Consider the following 18,876-nt stretch of genomic DNA (forward strand, 5'->3'; position numbering starts at 1 on the left):
GCCCGGTCCCGCGGACTGCAACTTCCGGGACCGGACCCTTTACTCAATAAGCGCTAGAGCTCAGATGCCGGCACGCCCACGCCCAGGATGATCGGCTGGGAAGCATCAGGCTTGCTGGCCTGCGCAACCGCCGCGGAGACCGGAGCCTTCGCTTCATGGCTGTGTGAACCTGTGGCAGCGGGAGCCGGCGTGTGCTGCTCAACACTGGTCTCGTTCGCTGCACCCTGCGCACGGCTGGCGCTGCGGTTGCGGCGCGGACGGCGTGAGCGTGACGGGTCTGCTGCTTCGGGAGCGGCAGCCACTGCCGGAGCAACGGACACCCTACGGGCGCCAGTTGTCTCGGTCACCTTTTCGGCCGCAGGTTCACCCAGGTGGGCGAACGCTTCGGCGAGGCTGTCCAGCGTGAGCTTGGGCTGCGGCTGTTCCTCCTCCGCGTGGGCGACCGAAGGCAGCGCAACCTGCTCGCCGCCGAACGTCAAAACAGCAGCGGGAGCCGCGGCCGGAGGCTGGGGAGCGGTGGTTTCAGGTGCCCGTGTTTCGCGCACCGTTTCAACAGCAACCGGAGCAACTGCCGGAGCAGCGTGTTCTTGGTCATGCTGGTGGGCAGCATGTGCGGCGGCGGCGATGTTGGCAAGTGCTGCGCGGGTTGCCTCGGCTTTGGCGTGGCGCTCGGCGTCGATCGGTTCGGATTGAACGGTGTGCACCACGGCCGCCGGTGCTGCAACGTCAAGCTGCTGGCCGCCGCGTCCGCGACGGCGCTTACGTTCGCCCCGTGCAGGCTGCGCCTCAGTGCGGGGTGCCTCGGTGCGCTGGTTGTCGCTGCGGAACGCGTGGTGGTCAGCGGCCACTACATTGGCGCGGCGGTGCTCCACAGGTTCGTCGTGCGTGACTATACCGCGCCCTGCGCAGACCTCACACTGCTCGCCAAAGACTTCCAGCAGACCGGTGCCCATGCGCTTGCGCGTCATCTGGACCAGGCCCAGTGATGTCACCTCAGCGACCTGGTGCTTGGTGCGGTCGCGGCCCAGGCATTCCACCATGCGGCGGAGCACCAGGTCCCTGTTGGATTCCAGCACCATGTCGATGAAGTCGATCACGATGATTCCACCAATGTCGCGCAGGCGCAGCTGGCGGACCACTTCCTCGGCAGCTTCGAGGTTGTTCTTGGTGACTGTCTCTTCCAGGTTGCCGCCGCTGCCGGTGAACTTGCCGGTGTTGACGTCCACCACGGTCATGGCTTCGGTGCGGTCAATCACCAGCGAACCGCCCGAGGGCAGGAAGACCTTGCGGTCCAGTGCCTTGGCAATCTGCTCGTCGATCCGCCAGGCAGCGAAGATGTCCTGGTCCTGGGTCCACTTCTCAAGGCGGCCCACCAGGTCCGGCGCCACGTAGGTCACGTAGGCCTCGATGGTGTCCCAGGCCTCCTCGCCGGACACGATCAGCTTTGAGAAGTCCTCGTTGAAGACATCGCGGACAACCTTGATGGTGAGGTCAGGTTCTCCATACAGCAGCTCCGGGGCCAGGACCTTGGTGGACTTGGCCTGCCCTTCAATGCCCTCCCACTGCGCACGGAGGCGGTTGATGTCATGAGTCAGTTCCTCTTCCGAGGCACCCTCGGCAGCAGTCCGGACAATCACCCCGGCATTTTCGGGAAGGCGGTCCTTGAGGATCCGCTTGAGGCGGTTGCGTTCGACGTCGGGCAGCTTGCGTGAGATGCCCGTCATGGATCCACCGGGTACGTACACGAGGTAACGGCCCGGAAGCGAAATCTGGCTGGTCAGGCGGGCACCCTTGTGGCCTACCGGATCCTTGGTCACCTGGACCAGGACGGTGTCGCCGGACTTCAGCGCGTTCTCGATCCGGCGCTGCTTGCCCTCAAGGTTGACGGCTTCCCAGTTGACTTCACCGGCATACAGCACGGCATTGCGGCCGCGTCCGATGTCCACGAAAGCAGCTTCCATGGACGGAAGGACGTTCTGGACCTTGCCCAGGTAAACGTTGCCGATCAGGGAATCCTGCTGGGTCTTGGATACGAAGTGCTCGGCCAGCACGCCGTCCTCAAGGACGCCGATCTGGATTCTGTCGTCGCGCTGGCGGACGATCATCTGGCGGTCCACAGATTCACGGCGGGCCAGGAACTCGGCCTCGGTGATGACGGTGCGGCGGCGGCCGGTGTCCCGAGATTCGCGGCGGCGCTGCTTCTTGGCTTCCAGGCGGGTAGAACCCTTGACGCTGGTGACGCGGTTGTTCACAGGTGCCTCGCTGGCGGCGCGGGGCGCACGGACCCGGGTCACCGTGTTGGGCGGATCATCATCCTCGCCACCGGTCAGTTCGAGGTCCTGGTCGCCACGGCGGCGACGCCGTCGACGGCGTGAGGTCACACCGTCTTCAGCTGTAGCGCTTTCACCTTCGGCCTCATCCTCGGTGCCCTCGCCTGCCGATTCACCTTCTTCATCACGGTCGGCACGTCCCCGGCTACGGCGCCCACGGCTGCGCCGGCGACGACGGCTGCTGGAATCCTCACCGGCCTCGTCGTCGTCCTCGTCCTGCTCTTCGGCTTCGGTCTCGTCCTCGACAGGTGCGGGGCGCACAACTGCGGTGAGGTCGGGAGCCTGGAAAAGCACCGATGCCGGGGCAGGTTCCAGGAACAGTGAAGTAAACGGGTTGGCAGGCGCTTCCGCGGCAGCTGCAGGGGTTTCGACCCCGGCGGCAGGCAGGGCCTGGACCGGAGCTTCCTGCACGGCAGGTTCTTCCTGGGCAGACACCGGAGCTCCGGGCACTTCGGCGGCCACGGCTTCCTCGGCGACAGCGGGTGAGGCAGCCTTGCGCGTTGCTGCACGACGGCGTCGTACCGGCTTCTCCAGGACGTCCACTACAGGTGCGGCTGCTTCTTCAACCGGCGCATCCGCTGCTGTTTCCACAGCCGGCTCCTGACTGGCTTCCTGTGCAACGGCCTCTTCGGCAACTGCTTTGGCGCGCGTGGCGCGGGTGCGGCGGACTGCCTTGACCGGAGCTTCAGCGGGGGCGGCTGCCTGGCCGGAAGGTTCGGCGATGGCAACCGGGGCGACTGCCTCGTCGGCAGTTTCGACGCCATTGGCTTCAGTGGAAACAACGGCAGCGGCTTCGGCCTTGGGCGCTGCCTTCTTCCGCGTACGGGGTGCCTTCTTGGCAGTTTCCCCTGCGTCCACTGCGGCCGATGCTTCGTTCACGGCTAATACCTGGTCATTATCCATATGTGGCAACACTCCTGCCCCTGACGTACCGCCACATCCGGCACCCATTGGGGCACATATTGTCAAAACCCGCAGGCGTTGACAGAAGTCAATTGGATGCTCCCAGGTTCGCACCGGCAGTGGGGTGCGGCAGCCCGTGAGAGCCGGCGACTTTGCCGTTGAACCTGTTGTTCAACCGGTATCTACAACCAGCCACAACAGGTGCCTTCCAATGGCATTGCATGGCGCCGGGATTGAATGATCCGCGGGCTGCCTGCCCATCATTGGCGGTCTTGGAGACAAGTCACCGGACCGGAGCCCGAATGTGGATCGGCCTCCAGCCACGTTTATTCTCTCACACCGTCACAGGTTCAGGAGGTAGGCGTGAGCCCAAACTGGGACACATATCCAGCAGGCGGCGCTACAATCGGCCAAGGAGCACCCCAACCTAAGGACGCCGAATTTCCATGTCTAAGACCATTCCTGCCGGTGGGCCAGCGGACAACGCAGCAGCAGCCGCCCCCGTCACGTCGACGGGCGGCACTTCCCCGGCCCTGCCTGCCCCGGCCCGGAACAAAAACTTCGGCTGGTTGCTGGTGATTACCGGCGTCGTGGGTTGGCTTGCCTCCGGCGCGCTGGTCCTGGAGAAACTGGAAACTCTCAAGGACCCCAACTACGTGACCGTCTGCGACGTGAATCCCTTTATATCCTGCGGGCAGGTGATGCAGACCTGGCAGAGTTCGGTGTTCGGGTTCCCCAACATGTTCATGGGCATTGTGGCCTTCGCCGTGGTCATCACCATCGGCATGGCGCTCCTGGCTGGTGCCACATTCGCCCGCTGGTACTGGCTTGGACTCCAGGCCGGTGTCACCCTGGGCTTCGCCTTTGTGGTCTGGCTGTGGTCCCAGGCGCTCTACGACATCGGCGTGCTCTGCCCGTTCTGCATGGTGGTGTGGGCGGCGATGATCCCGCTCTTTGTCTGGGTGACCATCCGCAATATCAGTGCGGGCGTGATCCCGCTGCCTGCCAGGGCAACCAAGCTTGTGGGAGATTCCGGCTGGATCATTGTGGCCCTGCTCTACGTCGCCGTCATCGCCTCGATCTTCTTCGCCTTCCTGCACGTCTTCGCTGGAACATCCGGCTACTAGTACTGCTTCCCCAACAGAAACAGAAAAGGCCAATGTTCGGGATGAACATTGGCCTTTCCTGTCACTTCGATGAGGCTCAGAACCAGATCTTGATCTCGCGCTCTGCCGATTCCGGGGAATCCGAACCGTGTACCAGGTTCTGCTGCACATTCCCGCCCCAATCGCGGCCGAAGTCGCCACGAATGGTGCCGGGAGCGGCGGTGGTGGGATCAGTGGTCCCGGCCAGGGAGCGGAAGCCCTCGATCACCCGGTGGCCTTCAAAAATCGCGGCCACGACGGGGCCGCTGAGCATGAACTCCACCAAGGGCTCGTAGAACGGCTTGCCTACATGTTCCTCGTAGTGCTGCTCCAGGAGCTCACGGCTGGCGTCCACCTTTTTCAGTTCGGCCAGGGTGTAGCCCTTGGCTTCGATCCGGCCAAGGATGGCGCCGGTGAGGTTCCGGGCTACGCCGTCGGGCTTGATCAGTACCAGGGTGCGTTCAGTGGTCACAGCTGCTCCAATGCATCGGGTGGTTTTGCTCGTTATTCTACGGGGTGGCCGGCGGCGGGGGCTCCGGGTGGCTGGCCTCCCATTCGGCCTGTTCGCGGGCCCGCTCGGCGGACTCCCGGTCAATCCGGCCGCCGGCCCGGAGGCCGTACCACCACGCGAGCGCGAACAGGATTCCCACAACGAACATGGTGGGCTCAACAATGCCTGTCAGGATCAGGACCGCCTGCAAGGCCCAGCCCACCGTCATCCCCCAGGGCCGGGAAAGAACGGCGCAGGCGAACACCAGCACCAGGCTCAGCAGGATACCCACCGACAGGATGATGGCCGGCGGGAATTCGCCGCGCCGTAGTCCAAACACGGCCAGGGTTGCGAAGAAGGCCACGAAGGCCTCCAGCAGCAGCACCGTGGAGGCGAACATGATCTTGGTGGACCGTCGCTTCTTCGGCATGCCGGGGCGCCATTCGCGCTGGGCTTTGGTCAGCTTCGCCATGGCCTAGGCCTCCGTCTTTCCCAGCAGGATCCGTGCTTCGGCAACGAGCGTGATGGAACCCGTCACCAGGACACCGCCGGAGAGGTCCTCATTGGCTTCTGCCCGTTCCACAGCCCATTCCAAGGCGTCGTCCAGCTTCTCCGCGATGTGGATGTTGTCCTCGCCGAAACCCATTTCAACGGCAAGTTCGGCCAGTTCGGCGGCAGGTACGGCGCGTGGCGAGTTTGACTGCGTGAAGCAGTATTCCTCGGCCAGCCCACCGAGGGATTCCTTGAGCTGGCGCAGGATCTCTTCGGCGTCCTTTTCTTTGAGGACACCAACCACCGGCACCAGTCGGGTGAAGCTGAAAGCCTCCTCGATCGCTTCCGCTGACGCCCTGATGCCATCCGGGTTGTGGGCGGCGTCCACAATGATGGTGGGCGCGGTCCGGACCACCTCGAGACGGCCGGGCGACGTGACGCTGGCGAAGGCTTCCTGGAGCACCTCGGCGTCGAGCTCCTTTTCGCCGCCAAAGAACGCCTCAAGGGCGGCAACGGCGACGGCGGCATTTTGGGCCTGGTGCGCGCCGTGCAGGGGAATCAGGACCTCCGGGTACCGGCCTGCAATGCCCTGGATGGTCACCACCTGCCCGCCCACGGCGACCGTGCGGGATTCGACGCCGAACTCGACGCCTTCGAAGCGGAAGGGAACCTCTACCTCGCGGGCCTTCTCCAGCAGAACCTGGGCGGCGTCTACCGGCTGGGCGGCACTGACCAGATAGCCGCCGGGTTTGATGATGCCCGCCTTCTCATAGGCGATGTCCTCGGTGGTATCGCCCAACAGGTCCGTGTGGTCCAGCGAGATGGGCGTGACGACGGAAACGAGGCCGTCCCCCACGTTGGTGGCATCGGTGATTCCACCAAGGCCTACCTCGATGACGGCCACGTTGACTGGCTGGTCGGCGAAGACAGCGAAGCCCAGGATGGTGAGGCATTCGAAGTAGGTCAGCCGGGGTTCGCCGTCGGCCTCAAGTTCGGCGTCCACGATCTGCAGGTAGGGGCGGATCTCGTCCCAGATCCGGACAAACGTCTCGTCCGGCACCGGGTGCCCGTCGATGCTGATCCGCTCCGTCACCTTGCTCAGGTGCGGACTGGTGTACCGGCCGGTGCTCAGGCCATGGGCGCGCAGCCCGGCCTCGATCATCCGGGCGGTGGAGGTCTTGCCGTTGGTGCCCGTCACGTGGATGATCGGGAAGGCCTTGTTCGGCTCCCCCAGCACGTCCATAGCGCGGAACAGCGGCGCAAGCCGGGGTTCCATTTTGTTTTCCGGTGCGCGGCCCAGGAGCTCGGCGTAGACGCTCTCCACGGAGAATTCGTCACTCATAGGCTTAGGCCTCCACTTTTTCTGCAACTTTTTCTACAACGACGTCGGGATCGGCAAGGTCTGCCGCTTCCGTTTCGAGCACCAGGGTCAGGGTCTCCACCTTGACCAGTTCGGCGTTGGCCGCCAGTGCCTCCACCACGTTCTGCCGTGCCTTGACCGTGGTGCGGATCCGGTCACTGACGTTCAACCCTGCGTCCTTGCGGGCCTGCTGGATGGCACGGACCATGTCGCGCGCCGTCCCTTCGGCTTCAAGTTCGGGGGTGACCTCGGTGTTGAGCACAACGAAGCCGCCGCCGGGCAAAACTGCTACCGCAGAAGATGCCCCAGCGCCGCCGTCGGACTCTGCCACAACGGTTTCCAGGCTGTATTCATGGGGTTCCAGCGCAAGCCCCCCCGCCGTCACCAAACCCTGTTCGTCCACAGTCCAATCGCCGGACTTGGAGCCTTTGATGGCCTGCTGGACGTTCTTGCCCAGGCGCGGGCCTGCGGCGCGTGCGTTGACCACCAGCTTCTGCTGAATCCCGAACTCCTCCGGAGAGGCGGTTGCGGCGTCCAGCAACCGGACCGAGCGGAGGTTCAGTTCATCCGCGACGACGGCGGCAAAGCCTTGCAGCGAATCCGCGCCGGGTGCCACCACAGTCAGTTCCTGCAGCGGGAGGCGTACCCGCAGGTTGGCAGCCTTGCGGAGTGACGATCCGGTTGAGCAGATCTGCTGCACCCGGTCCATCGCCTCCACCAGGACCGGGTTGGCCGGGAACAGCGAAGCATCAGGCCAGTCGGCCAGGTGCACTGATCGGCCGCCGGTGAGGCCGCGCCAGATCTCCTCGGACACCAGCGGCAGCAAGGACGCTGACACCCGGCACACTGTCTCCAGTGCCGTGAACAGGGCGTCGAACGCGTCAGTGCTTTCGTCGAAGAAACGCTGGCGGCTGCGACGGACGTACCAGTTGGTGAGCATATCCAGGTAGCTGCGCACAGCATCGCAGGCTCCGGAGATGTCGTACTCGTCCATCCGGGCGGTGATGGTGCGCACCAGGTCTCCCGTGTTGGCCATCAGGTACTGGTCCAGGGTGTCCGTGTAGCCGTCGTAGCGGAGCTTTGCCTCGTACCCAGTGCCGCCATTCGAGGCGTTCGTGTACAGCGTGAAGAAGCTGTACACGTTCCAGAGCGGCAGGATCACCTGGCGTACGCCGTCGCGGATGCCCTGTTCGGTGACAACCAGGTTTCCACCGCGGAGGATCGGGCTGGCCATCAGGAACCACCGCATCGCATCGGAACCGTCGCGGTCCAGGACCTCGGTGACGTCGGGGTAGTTGCGCAGGCTCTTGGACATCTTCTGGCCGTCTGAGCCCAGCACGATCCCGTGGCTGATGACGTTGCGGAAGGCCGGGCGGTCAAACAGCGCCGTAGACAGGATGTGCAGCATGTAGAACCAGCCGCGGGTCTGTCCGATGTACTCCACAATGAAGTCGGCCGGGTTGTGCGTGTCGAACCAGGCCTCGTTCTGGAACGGGTAGTGCACCTGGCCGTAGGGCATGGAACCGGAGTCAAACCAGACGTCCAGCACGTCTTCTACGCGGCGCATCACGGACTGGCCCTCTTCGGGAGTCCGCGGATCGTCCGGGTTGGGGCGGGTGAGCTCGTCGATGAACGGCCGGTGCAGGTCCACCTGGCCGTCGTTGTTCAGCGGCAGCCTGCCAAAGTCTGCCTCGATCTCCGCGAGCGAGCCGTACACATCGGTGCGCGGGTACTCCGGGTCGCTGGACTCCCACACCGGGATGGGGCTTCCCCAGTAGCGGTTGCGGCTGATGGACCAGTCGCGGGCGTTGGCCAGCCACTTGCCGAACTGGCCGTCCTTGACGTTGCCGGGGATCCAGTTGATGTCCTGGTTGAGCTCGGACATCCGGTCCTTGAACTTGGTCACCTCCACGTACCAGGAGGAGACAGCACGGTAGATCAGCGGGTTGCGGCAGCGCCAGCAGTGCGGGTAGCTGTGTTCGTAGCTCGCCTGGCGCACCAGCCGGCCCTGGGCGCGCAGCACCTGGGTGATGGGCTTGTTGGCCTCGAACACCTGCAGGCCGACGATGTCGTGGAGGTCGCCGCCGGCAAACAAGGGCAGGAACTTTGCGCCCTCGTCCACGGAGAGCACCACGGGGATTCCTGCTTCCTCGCAGATCTTCTGGTCCTCTTCACCGTAGGCCGGCGCCTGGTGGACAAGGCCGGTGCCGTCGGTGGTGGTGACGTAGTCCGCCACAAGGATGCGCCAGGCGTTCTGGGTGCCGTACTTTTCGGTGTCGGCGAAGTCGTGCCACAGCGGCTGGTACTCCAGGCCCTCGAGCTCGGTGCCGGTGTGGGTGGAGACAACGGCGGCCTGCGCGGCCGCAGCGTCGTCATAGCCCAGATCCTTGGCATAGCTTCCCACCAGGTCCGCGGCCAGCAGGAAGCTGCCATTCAAGGCAGCGTCAGCTGATGCTGTCTTGATACCGTTCGGACCAACCGGCAGGACGGCATAGGAGATGGAAGGGCCGACGGCGAGCGCGGCGTTGGTTGGCAGCGTCCAGGGCGTGGTGGTCCAGGCCAGCGCCTGCACGCCTTCCAGCGTCCTGGACAGTTCCGGTTCGCCCGCCTTGATGGGGAAAGTCACGGTGACAGTCTGGTCCTGGCGGTTCTTGTAGACGTCGTCGTCCATGCGCAGCTCATGGTTGGACAGCGGGGTCTCGTCCTTCCAGCAGTACGGCAGCACGCGGTAGCCGTTGTAGGTCAGGCCCTTCTCGTGCAGCTGCTTGAAGGCCCAGAGCACGGACTCCATGTACTCGACGTTGAGCGTCTTGTAGTCGTTCTCGAAGTCCACCCACCGGGCCTGGCGGCTGACGTAGTCCTTCCACTCGCCGGCGTACTTCATCACGGAAGCACGGCAGGCGTCGTTGAACTTGTCGATGCCCATGGCCTCGATCTGGGTCTTGTCGGTCATGCCCAGCTGCTTCATGGCTTCCAGCTCGGCGGGCAGGCCGTGGGTGTCCCAGCCAAAGCGGCGCTCCACACGCTTGCCGCGCTGTGTCTGGTAGCGGGCGACGAGGTCCTTGACGTAGCCGGTCAGCAGGTGGCCGTAGTGCGGCAGGCCGTTGGCGAAGGGCGGGCCGTCGTAGAAAACAAACTCATTGCTTCCGGGAGCTCCGCCGGGGAGCTCGGCCGGGCGCTGGTCGATGCTGGCCTGGAACGTACCGTCTTTATCCCAGTACTTGAGGATCCGTTCCTCGATCTCCGGGAACTTCACGGAGGTGGATACGCCCGCTGCACTTCTTTTCGAGGGGGTGCCGACGGTAGTGGCTGAAGCCTTGGGGTAGTACGTCATTCTCATCATCCTGGGTTGAGCTGGTGAACCGGGCAGGATTGCTGCCAGGCTCCGTTCAGGATGCGAGGACGGTTCATGCCGCGCCCTTGGGCGTTGCACCTGCCGCGGTACCACCTCACTTGCCCACTCCCGAACGGGACTCATTGACGAAAGTCCGCTCCGGCGTCGGCCGCTCATTACTGCTGTGACGGGCTTACCCGTCCGGTTCTACTGACGCAATCTGCCAGTTCCCTGGCGGACCGCGCGTTCTTCCGGAAGCTCACCGGTGATAGCCGGGTCGTAGCTGTCTTTTCAGTCTACTATCGCCGCAGCTTATCCCGCCATTCGCTGCCAGGGGCCAGCGGTTCCGCCGCTTCAGCCACACAGGCGTCTCATCTCTTGGAAAAAGGTGGTGCATCTGTTGCCTAGACTCGTTCCCATGACCGCTTCCACCGGCACCGGCAACGACACAGTCCACCGGACGCGCACGGCCGTGATCTTTGGCTGGCTCGCCGTCCTGGCGGCCGTGCCGGTGCTGGCGCTGTCGGTATTCCGTGCCATCCCGGCCGAATGGCCTGTCCTGGTGGTACAGCTGCTGGCGTTCACTCCGTGGCTTGCTGTTCCGGCCGTGTCCGCCCTGGCCTTTGCACTCCTGTCCCGGCGCCGCTGGATGCAGGTAGCCACGGGCGCCCTGGTGGCCTGCCAGCTGTTCTGGCTGTTCCCGCTTGATGCCGGACGTCCTGCCCAGGCTGACGCCGCCGGCCGGCCGGCCGTTGAGGTGAACGTCATGAACATCAATGCGGAGTTCGGCCAGGCGGATGCGGGCAGCATCGTCCAATTGGTCCGGGACAACGGCATTGGGCTCCTGACTATCCAGGAACATACTTTGGGCTTGCAGGAAGGGCTCTCCAGGGAGGGATTGGAGCGGATACTCCCCTTCAGGATCAGTGATCCTACTGACGACGGCGCCGGGAGCGGGACCTACTCACGCTATCCACTGGAGCACGCCGGCCTGATCCCGGATACGCCCTTCCAGATGCCGACGGTGCGGTTGACGGCAGAATCCGGCGGATCGGTTGCCGTTCTGGAAGTGACAAATGTCCATGCCCTGCCGCCGGTGGATGTGCGGGTAGCCCAGTGGCGCAGCGACCTTGCCGCCATCGGAAGAGTCGGCCAGCGGCCGGGCCACCGGCTCCTGGCTGGTGATTTCAATGCCACGCTGGACCACGCCGAGTTCCGCAGGATCCTGTCTCCTGGCCCTTCCGATAGTGCAAAGAGGGCCGGCATGGCTGACGTGGCAGCAGCGACCGGTTCGCGGCTGGCCCCCACCTGGCCCATGGAAGGACAGTTACTGCCGGGCATCGCGATCGACCATCTGGTGACCAGCGAAGGCGTGGGCAGTTCCGGTTATGCCGTCCATACCGTGCCAGGTACGGATCACGCCGCCATCATGGCCACCCTCACCATCCCGGCGGCCTGACCGGCCCTCCCGGTGGCACTTAGCTGGGTTTGCGGATCAGCTTATGGTTGGCCGCCTGCGCAACCGGACGGATCACAATCTGGTCCAGGTTCACGTGGTGCGGTGCACTCACGGCGTACCTGACGACGTCGGCAACATCTCCGGCAGTAAGGGGCTTCTCAACGCCCTGGTACACCTTTTCCGCGGCAGCCTGGCTGCCCAGCCGCTTCAGCGCGAATTCCTCGGTCTGGACCAGGCCAGGTGCCACCTCAATAACGCGGACGTTGTGCTCTGCTTCTTCCAGCCGGAGGGCTCCGGTCATCGCATGCTGGGCGAACTTGGCTGCGTTATAACCGGCCCCGCCTTCGTAGGCTGCAAGTCCCGCCGTCGACGTCAGGTTCAACACGGTTCCTTCACCGTTTGCCCGCAGTTGCGGCAGGAAAGCACGGATGAGTTTCATGGTGCCCAGCACGTTGACCTGGTACATCCAATCCCAGTCCTCAGCCTTCGCTTCGCCAATCCGGTCCGCCCCGCGGGCGCCGCCGGCAATGTTGATGAGCGTTCCCGCACCACCTGCGTCGGAGACGGTCTGCAGGACGCGTTCGACGTCGGCGTCGTCAGTAATATCCGCCGGTACGGCTACCGCGCCGGTCTCCTTTTCCAGCTCCTCGAGCCGGTCTGCCCGCCGGGCGACCGCGAAGACCGTCCAGCCGTCCGCCCGCAGGGCGCGCACCGTGGCCTCGCCGATTCCGGTGCTGGCCCCGGTGACGACTGCCGCCTTTTCCGATGCGGCCTTTTCCGATGCTGTCCTGTCCTGCGAAACGTCAGTCATGGCACCACCCTAACGGCATCGAGCAGGTGCCGGCCATGAAACAATTGGGGAATGGCTGAATCCACGCAGGGCATAGACACGCCCGAAACCGCCCCTATCAACGTCCCCGACAAGCCTGCCCTTGAGGGGCTCGAAGCTGCCCTCACGCGGCGCTGGCTTAGCGAAGGCACCTACAAGTTCAACCCGGACACCACACGGGAGCAGGTCTACTCGATCGACACTCCCCCGCCCACCGCATCGGGTTCGCTGCATGTGGGGCACATGTTCTCCTACACACAGACAGACGTCCTGGCCCGCTACCAGCGCATGAACGGCAAGAACGTCTTCTACCCCATGGGCTGGGACGACAACGGGCTGCCCACCGAACGCCGCGTGCAGAATTACTACGGCGTCCGTTGCGACCCGTCCATCCCGTACGACCCTGACTACCGCGCGCCGGCGCAGCCTGCGAAGAACCAGCGGGACTTTGACGTCGTCTCCCGCAGGAACTTCATCGAGCTCTGTGAAGAGCTTGCCGTGGAGGACGAGAAGGTCTTCGAAAATCTCTTCCAGACGCTTGGCCTGTCCGTGGACTGGGAGCTCACCTACCGCACCATCGACGATAACTCGCGGGCAGTCTCGCAGCGCGCCTTCCTGGCCAATCTGGCTGCCGGGGACGCCTATATGGCAGAAGCGCCTACTCTGTGGGACGTAACCTTCCGCACGGCCGTTGCCCAGGCCGAGCTTGAAGACCGCGAAGTAGCAGGCGCCTACTACCGCTATCCCTTCTTCACCGAAGACGGCGAAAAGATCTACATCGAGACCACCCGTCCGGAACTGCTGGCCGCCTGTGCCGCGCTGGTGGCCAACCCCGACGACGAACGGTACCAGCCGCTGTTCGGCAAGAAGGTCACGTCTCCGGTATTCGGTGTTGAGGTTGAGGTCAGGGCCCACCCGCTGGCCAAGGCAGACAAGGGCTCCGGCATCGCCATGGTCTGTACCTTCGGCGACCTGACCGACGTCACCTGGTGGCGGGAACTGCAACTGCCCACGCGTGCCATCGTGGGCCGGGACGGCCGGATCATCGGTGAAGCTCCTGAGTGGATCACCACCGACGCCGGCCGCGAGGCCTTCGCCGCCATCGCCGGCAAGACCGTTTTCAGTGCCAAGGAAGAAGTGGTGAAACTTCTCGGTGCTTCCGGGCTGCTCGATGGCGAGCCCAAGAAGATCATGCACCCCGTGAACTTCTACGAAAAAGGCGACAAGCCACTCGAAGTTGTTACCTCGCGCCAGTGGTACATCCGCAACGGCGGAAGGGACGAGGAACGCCGGGAGAGGCTGATCGCGCGTGGGCACGAAATCAACTTCCACCCGGCATTCATGCGATCGCGCTATGAGAATTGGATTTCAGGGCTGAACGGGGACTGGCTGGTATCCCGTCAGCGCTTCTTCGGCGTGCCGATTCCGGTCTGGTACCCCCTGGACGCGGACGGCAATCCCGACTACGACGCCCCCATCGTTCCGTCGGACGAGCAACTGCCCGTGGATCCGGCAGCTGATGCTGCTCCCGGCTTCGATGAGGCCCATCGTGACGTGCCCGGCGGCTTCACCGGAGACGCCGACATCCTCGACACCTGGGCCACGTCCTCCCTGACACCCAAGATCGTGGGCGGCTGGAAGCGTGACGAGCAGCTCTTCGCCAAGGTTTACCCGTTTGACCTCCGCCCCCAGGGCCACGACATCATCCGGACCTGGCTGTTCTCCTCGGTGGTGCGCGCGGATGCCCTGGAGAACTGCGCACCGTGGAAGCACGCCGCCATTTCAGGCTGGATTCTGGACCCGGACCGCAAGAAGATGTCCAAGTCCAAGGGCAACGTGGTGGTACCCACCGACGTGCTGGAGGAATACGGCTCGGATGCTGTGCGCTATTGGGCAGCCTCGGCAAAGCTCGGGGCTGACACGGCTTACGAAATTGCCCAGATGAAGATTGGCCGCCGCCTGGCCATTAAGCTCCTGAACGCCTCCAAGTTCGTCCTGAACCTGGGTGCCACGGAGAACTCGGTGGTTTCCCATGACCTGGCAGTCGTGACCAACCCCCTGGACCGGGCCGTCCTGGCGCAGCTCTCAGAGGTTGTGGCGCAGTCAACCAAGGCATTCGAGAACTATGACTACGCCCGGGCCCTGCAGATTACAGAGAGCTTCTTCTGGCAGTTCACGGACGACTATGTGGAACTCATCAAGGACCGCGCTTACGGTGCCGCGGGTGAGCAGGAACAGGCCTCGGTGCTAGCTGCACTGGCTACTACCCTGGACACCCTGTTGCGGCTCTTTGCCCCGTTCCTGCCGTTTGCCACGGAAGAGGTATGGAGTTGGTGGCGGAACGGCTCCGTCCACCAGGCCAACTGGCCGGCTGCCCTGGACGTAACAGGCGGCGACACCACCATGCTGGCCACGGTGGGACAAGCCCTCAGCGGCGTGCGCAAGGCGAAGTCTGAAGCCAAGGTCAAGCAGCGTACCGAGGTGTTGTCCGCAACCATCACTGCATCCGAGTTGCTGACGACGCAGCTGAAGGCAGGCCTTGGTGACCTCAAAGCGGCCTCCAATGCCCGCGACATCACCCTGGTTGCCGGCGATGCGGAGCTGACCGTCAGTGACGTGCAGCTGGCTCCGGCCGAGGAGCCTTCCCAGGCATAGGCAGCCCGCTGCCGACCGCCTGTTTTTGGGCAAAGGGGAAGCCCCATCAGCGTTTTGCCGTTGGTGGGGCTTCGACTTTCGGCCATCTGGTGACGACTTGATGGTCTGGCAGGATCCTCAGAGTTCCAGGTCTTCCTACCACGTCACTGGTAGCTTGTATCTGACTTTGCCGATGGCTGCGTCGGATACATATCACTGAATCTTTGGTTCCTGCGTCCCTCTTCTTTCGAAGTGGGTAAGAACCATTGTGGTCCTGCCCGACAGGGTACGCAAGAGCCCCGGAAGAACTACAACCAAGTAGTTCTTCCGGGGCTCTTTTGCGTTCAGTCGAAGGCGGGCCGCTCGGTGCGGCTGCGCTTAATCTCAAAGAAATGCGGGTAAGAAGCCAGCGTAACGGTGGCGTCCCAGAGACGGCCGGCTTCCTCACCGCGCGGGATGCGCGTCAGCACCGGGCCGAAGAAAGCGGTGCCGTTGAATGCCACCACAGGCGTGCCGACATCCTGGCCCACCAGGGAGATGCCTTCCTCATGGCTGGCCCGCAACCGGGCGTCGTACTCGTCCGTGCCGGCAGCTTCTGCCAAGGAGGCCGGTAATCCGCAGTCTGCCAGGGCCTTGCTGATGACCAGGCCGCGGTCCTTCTCGCCGCGTTCGTGGATCAGGCTGCCCATGGCGTCGTACAGCGGCTTGATCACAGTATCGCCGTGCTGCTCCCTGGCTGCGATGATGACCCGGACCATCCCCCAGCCGTTATCCATGGATTCGCGGTATGCCGGCTCCAGCTCGCGTCCTTCATTGAGGACGGACAGGCTCATCACGTGCCATTCGGTCTTGATGTTACGGACCTGTTCCACCTCGCCGATCCAGCGGGAGGTGATCCAGGCGAACGGGCACAGTGGATCGAACCAGAAATCGGCGCGGTCCAGTGATGTTTCAGTCATGGGGTCCTCTTCACGTTTCAACGGGAGCGGGTACTCTCAGGCGGACTTACGCCGCTTTGCAGGAGGTTCGTGTTCAATAAGCGCAGGTTCGGCACCGTTGAGGACGACGTCCGCGTTGATGACAACGGTGGCGATGTCCTGCCGGCTGGGGAGGTCGAACATTACGGGGAGGAGGACTTCCTCCATGATGGCCCTGAGGCCGCGTGCGCCCGTGCCCCGTTCGAGTGCCTGGTCGGCGATTGCTTCCAACGCGCCATCATCAATGACGAGTTCGACGCCGTCTATCTGGAACATCTTCTGGTACTGCTTGACCAGGGCGTTCTTGGGTGTGGACAGAATCTGCATCAGGGCGTCGCGGTCCAGATTGGAGACTGTGGTGATGACCGGCAGGCGGCCAATGAACTCCGGGATCAGACCGAACTTCAGGAGGTCCTCCGGCATCACCTCGCCGTAGGAATCGGCGTTTTTGCTGACGTCATTCAGGGGGGCGCCAAACCCGATGCCCTTCCGGCCGGAGCGCGAGCCGATGATCTCTTCCAGGCCGGCGAAAGCACCTGCCACGATGAACAGCACGTTGGTGGTGTCGATCTGGATGAATTCCTGGTGCGGGTGCTTCCGGCCACCCTGGGGCGGGACCGAAGCGACTGTCCCCTCGAGGATTTTCAGGAGTGCCTGCTGGACGCCTTCGCCGGAGACATCGCGGGTAATGGACGGGTTCTCGCTCTTGCGGGAAATTTTGTCGATCTCATCGATGTAGATGATTCCCTGTTCGGCCTTTTTGACGTCGTAGTCAGCGGCCTGGATGAGTTTCAGGAGGATGTTTTCCACGTCTTCCCCAACGTAGCCGGCCTCCGTGAGGGCAGTGGCATCCGCTACGGCAAAGGGAACATTGAGCCTGCGGGCAAGAGTCTGTGCCAGGTAGGTTTTCCCGCAGCCGGTGGGACCGATGAGGAGGATATTGGACTTGGCGATCTCGACGTCGTCGTGATGTCCGCCGTCGGCGAGGCTGCTGCTCTTGGGGGCGTGGCCGGCCTGGATCCGCTTGTAGTGGTTATAAACGGCGACGGCAAGTGAGCGCTTGGCGGGTTCCTGGCCAATGACGTATTCCTGCAGGAAGTCGAAAATCTCGCGCGGCTTGGGAAGTTCGAAGCTGCCCAGGTCTGCTACCTCTGCAAGCTCCTCTTCGATGATCTCGTTGCAGAGCTCGATGCATTCGTCGCAGATGTAGACGCCGGGACCGGCAATCAGCTTGCGGACCTGCTTCTGGCTCTTGCCACAGAAAGAGCACTTCAACAGATCGGTGCTCTCGCCAATCCGAGCCATGTGGGAACCCCTTAGTTTTTTGCCGCCGATGCAGCAATGCACCGTTTGCTTGTAGTTCCGTCCTGCCGGGTTGCCCGACAGTGACAACATCCACTCTAGGTCACAATGGACGTCTTGGGTGGAAAGAGAACGCCGGTGCGGCCCAAAAAATCAGGGCTGCACCGGCGTCCGGGGCGCTCATCCTAACGGGTGATTGCCTGTGGCTTGATCTTGCGCGAGTCGAGCACCTGGTCGATCAGGCCGTAGTTCAAGGCCTCGGCCGCGGTCAGGATCTTGTCGCGCTCGATGTCGTTGTTGACCTGTTCGGACGTCCTGCCCGAGTGGTGGGCCAAGGTGTCTTCCAGCCAGGAACGCATCCGCATGACTTCGGCGGCCTGGATTTCGAGGTCAGAGGCCTGACCGCCCTGGCCGCCGGACAGAGCCGGCTGGTGGATGAGCACGCGTGCGTTTGGCAGCGCGAGCCGCTTTCCGGGGGTACCGGCGGCGAGCAGGACGGCCGCTGCACTGGCGGCCTGACCAAGGCAAACGGTCTGAATCTCCGGCCGAATGTACTGCATGGTGTCGTAGATGGCCGTCATGGCCGTGAAGGAACCGCCCGGCGAGTTGATGTACAGCGTGATGTCGCGGTCCGGGTCCGTGGACTCCAAAACCAGCAACTGCGCCATCACGTCATCGGCAGAGGCGTCGTCCACCTGCACACCGAGGAAGATGATGCGGTCCTCGAAGAGCTTCGTGTAAGGGTCCTGGCGCTTGAAGCCATATGGCGTGCGCTCTTCGAACTGGGGCAGGACGTAGCGGCTGGTAGGCAGGTTGCCGGCAGACGATCCGAAGTTGTAGTTCATGTGTGGTTGCTCCTGATCTTGGATTCTGAATGCCGGATTACTGCTCGGACGACTGCTGCGCGTCAGACGAGCTGTTTGAGCCGTTCGAGGTACCGCCGCCGCCTGACACCGAGCTTGCATGACCTGCGATCTTGTCGAAGAAGCCGTACTCAAGCGCCTGCGTGGCGGTGAACCATTTGTCGCGGTCGTTGTCCCTGAGGATGGTTTCCACGGACTGGCCGGTCTGTTCTGCGGTGAGCTCAGCCATGACCTTCTTCATGTGCAGGATGAGTTCGGCCTGGATCTTGATGTCCGAGGCAGTGCCACCGATGCCACCGGAGGGCTGGTGCATCAGCACCCGGGCATTGGGGGTGGCGTAGCGCTTGCCCTTGGTGCCGGAGGACAGCAGGAACTGGCCCATCGATGCGGCCAGGCCGGTAGCCACGGTAACGACGTCGTTCGGGATGAACTGCATGGTGTCATAAATGGCCATGCCGGCCGTGACGGAGCCGCCGGGCGAGTTGATGTAGAGGTAAATGTCCTTGTCCGGGTTTTCGGCCGAGAGGAGCAGCAGCTGCGAGCAGATGGCGTTGGCGTTGTCATCGCGCACTTCGGAGCCGAGCCAGATAATGCGCTCTTTCAACAGGCGGTTGTAGATGTAGTTGTCCTGGCTGGCGGGATCAACCGTAGCCATCCGGGGTGACTGTGCGTGCTCTGACATGTGTTCTTACCTCTCGCTGGTGACGGTGACATCACGTAACTTCACTACTTGGACACTAACCGGTTTGAGGATGGTT

At 63.5% G+C, this 18,876-nt stretch carries 13 protein-coding genes; 3 read left to right on the forward strand and 10 right to left on the reverse strand.

Annotated elements, in window-relative coordinates; all coding sequences use genetic code 11:
* Positions 1–53: 53 nt before the first annotated feature.
* Positions 54–3,233 carry an Rne/Rng family ribonuclease gene (locus ACWA13_RS10185; protein WP_463933767.1) on the reverse strand — a complete coding sequence of 1,060 codons (3,180 nt, stop codon included), beginning with the start codon at positions 3,231–3,233 and terminating at the stop codon, positions 54–56.
* A 446-nt stretch (positions 3,234–3,679) separates the two neighbouring features.
* Between ACWA13_RS10185 and ACWA13_RS10190 the strand changes: the two genes are divergently transcribed.
* Positions 3,680–4,360 carry a vitamin K epoxide reductase family protein gene (locus ACWA13_RS10190; RefSeq protein ID WP_463933769.1) on the forward strand — a complete coding sequence of 227 codons (681 nt, stop codon included), beginning with the start codon at positions 3,680–3,682 and terminating at the stop codon, positions 4,358–4,360.
* Between the two features lie 76 nt (positions 4,361–4,436).
* On the opposite strand, the gene ndk is transcribed toward ACWA13_RS10190, so the two are convergent.
* From ndk to ileS, 4 genes are read right to left on the reverse strand one after another with little or no spacing between them, the layout of a single operon-like run.
* Positions 4,437–4,850 (reverse strand): nucleoside-diphosphate kinase, encoded by a 414-nt coding sequence (ndk, locus tag ACWA13_RS10195; protein ID WP_463933771.1) that lies wholly within the window; start codon positions 4,848–4,850, stop codon positions 4,437–4,439.
* Positions 4,851–4,887: 37 nt separating this feature from the next.
* Positions 4,888–5,340, reverse strand: coding sequence for a DUF4233 domain-containing protein (locus ACWA13_RS10200; protein WP_463933773.1), 453 nt, complete (start codon positions 5,338–5,340; stop codon positions 4,888–4,890).
* A gap of 3 nt (positions 5,341–5,343) precedes the next feature.
* Entirely contained in the window at positions 5,344–6,702 is a 1,359-nt protein-coding gene (locus tag ACWA13_RS10205; protein WP_463933774.1) for a bifunctional folylpolyglutamate synthase/dihydrofolate synthase, read from the reverse strand.
* 4 nt (positions 6,703–6,706) lie between these two features.
* Positions 6,707–10,054 carry an isoleucine--tRNA ligase gene (gene ileS, locus ACWA13_RS10210; RefSeq protein WP_463933776.1) on the reverse strand — a complete coding sequence of 1,116 codons (3,348 nt, stop codon included), beginning with the start codon at positions 10,052–10,054 and terminating at the stop codon, positions 6,707–6,709.
* A gap of 418 nt (positions 10,055–10,472) precedes the next feature.
* Here ileS and ACWA13_RS10215 point away from each other — a divergent pair, with 418 nt between their 5' ends.
* Complete coding sequence (locus tag ACWA13_RS10215; protein ID WP_463933778.1) at positions 10,473–11,513, forward strand: endonuclease/exonuclease/phosphatase family protein; 1,041 nt, start codon at positions 10,473–10,475, stop codon at positions 11,511–11,513.
* 19 nt (positions 11,514–11,532) lie between these two features.
* On the opposite strand, the gene ACWA13_RS10220 is transcribed toward ACWA13_RS10215, so the two are convergent.
* On the reverse strand, positions 11,533–12,324 hold the full coding sequence (locus ACWA13_RS10220) for an SDR family oxidoreductase (RefSeq protein WP_463933780.1): 792 nt from the start codon (positions 12,322–12,324) through the stop codon (positions 11,533–11,535).
* A 51-nt stretch (positions 12,325–12,375) separates the two neighbouring features.
* Between ACWA13_RS10220 and valS the strand changes: the two genes are divergently transcribed.
* Positions 12,376–14,997, forward strand: coding sequence for a valine--tRNA ligase (gene valS / locus ACWA13_RS10225; RefSeq protein ID WP_463933782.1), 2,622 nt, complete (start codon positions 12,376–12,378; stop codon positions 14,995–14,997).
* 323 nt (positions 14,998–15,320) lie between these two features.
* Here valS and ACWA13_RS10230 read toward each other — a convergent pair whose 3' ends face one another.
* The 4 genes from ACWA13_RS10230 to ACWA13_RS10245 form a co-directional block, all read right to left on the reverse strand.
* The gene (locus ACWA13_RS10230; protein WP_463933784.1) at positions 15,321–15,935 is read right to left on the reverse strand and encodes a mycothiol-dependent nitroreductase Rv2466c family protein; all 615 of its coding nucleotides are present in this window, start codon (positions 15,933–15,935) and stop codon (positions 15,321–15,323) included.
* 36 nt (positions 15,936–15,971) lie between these two features.
* Complete coding sequence (gene clpX, locus ACWA13_RS10235) at positions 15,972–17,258, reverse strand: ATP-dependent Clp protease ATP-binding subunit ClpX (protein WP_463933786.1); 1,287 nt, start codon at positions 17,256–17,258, stop codon at positions 15,972–15,974.
* A gap of 182 nt (positions 17,259–17,440) precedes the next feature.
* Positions 17,441–18,100 carry an ATP-dependent Clp protease proteolytic subunit gene (locus tag ACWA13_RS10240; protein WP_463933788.1) on the reverse strand — a complete coding sequence of 220 codons (660 nt, stop codon included), beginning with the start codon at positions 18,098–18,100 and terminating at the stop codon, positions 17,441–17,443.
* Positions 18,101–18,137: 37 nt separating this feature from the next.
* Positions 18,138–18,773, reverse strand: a complete 636-nt coding sequence (locus ACWA13_RS10245) for an ATP-dependent Clp protease proteolytic subunit (RefSeq protein ID WP_463937906.1) — start codon at positions 18,771–18,773, stop codon at positions 18,138–18,140.
* Positions 18,774–18,876 lie beyond the last annotated feature (103 nt).

Source organism: Pseudarthrobacter sp. TRD_SC_9 (assembly GCF_055361265.1).

Excerpts from the sequence above, each read along its gene's own strand:
- ACWA13_RS10185 (WP_463933767.1), bottom strand. The coding sequence starts at position 3,233 with ATGGATAATGACCAGGTATTAGCCGTGAACGAAGCATCGGCCGCAGTG.
- ACWA13_RS10190 (WP_463933769.1), top strand. The coding sequence starts at position 3,680 with ATGTCTAAGACCATTCCTGCCGGTGGGCCAGCGGACAACGCAGCAGCA.
- ACWA13_RS10200 (WP_463933773.1), bottom strand. The coding sequence starts at position 5,340 with ATGGCGAAGCTGACCAAAGCCCAGCGCGAATGGCGCCCCGGCATGCCG.
- ACWA13_RS10205 (WP_463933774.1), bottom strand. The coding sequence starts at position 6,702 with ATGAGTGACGAATTCTCCGTGGAGAGCGTCTACGCCGAGCTCCTGGGC.
- ileS (WP_463933776.1), bottom strand. The coding sequence starts at position 10,054 with ATGACGTACTACCCCAAGGCTTCAGCCACTACCGTCGGCACCCCCTCG.
- ACWA13_RS10215 (WP_463933778.1), top strand. The coding sequence starts at position 10,473 with ATGACCGCTTCCACCGGCACCGGCAACGACACAGTCCACCGGACGCGC.
- ACWA13_RS10220 (WP_463933780.1), bottom strand. The coding sequence starts at position 12,324 with ATGACTGACGTTTCGCAGGACAGGACAGCATCGGAAAAGGCCGCATCG.
- valS (WP_463933782.1), top strand. The coding sequence starts at position 12,376 with ATGGCTGAATCCACGCAGGGCATAGACACGCCCGAAACCGCCCCTATC.
- ACWA13_RS10230 (WP_463933784.1), bottom strand. The coding sequence starts at position 15,935 with ATGACTGAAACATCACTGGACCGCGCCGATTTCTGGTTCGATCCACTG.
- clpX (WP_463933786.1), bottom strand. The coding sequence starts at position 17,258 with ATGGCTCGGATTGGCGAGAGCACCGATCTGTTGAAGTGCTCTTTCTGT.
- ACWA13_RS10240 (WP_463933788.1), bottom strand. The coding sequence starts at position 18,100 with ATGAACTACAACTTCGGATCGTCTGCCGGCAACCTGCCTACCAGCCGC.
- ACWA13_RS10245 (WP_463937906.1), bottom strand. The coding sequence starts at position 18,773 with ATGGCTACGGTTGATCCCGCCAGCCAGGACAACTACATCTACAACCGC.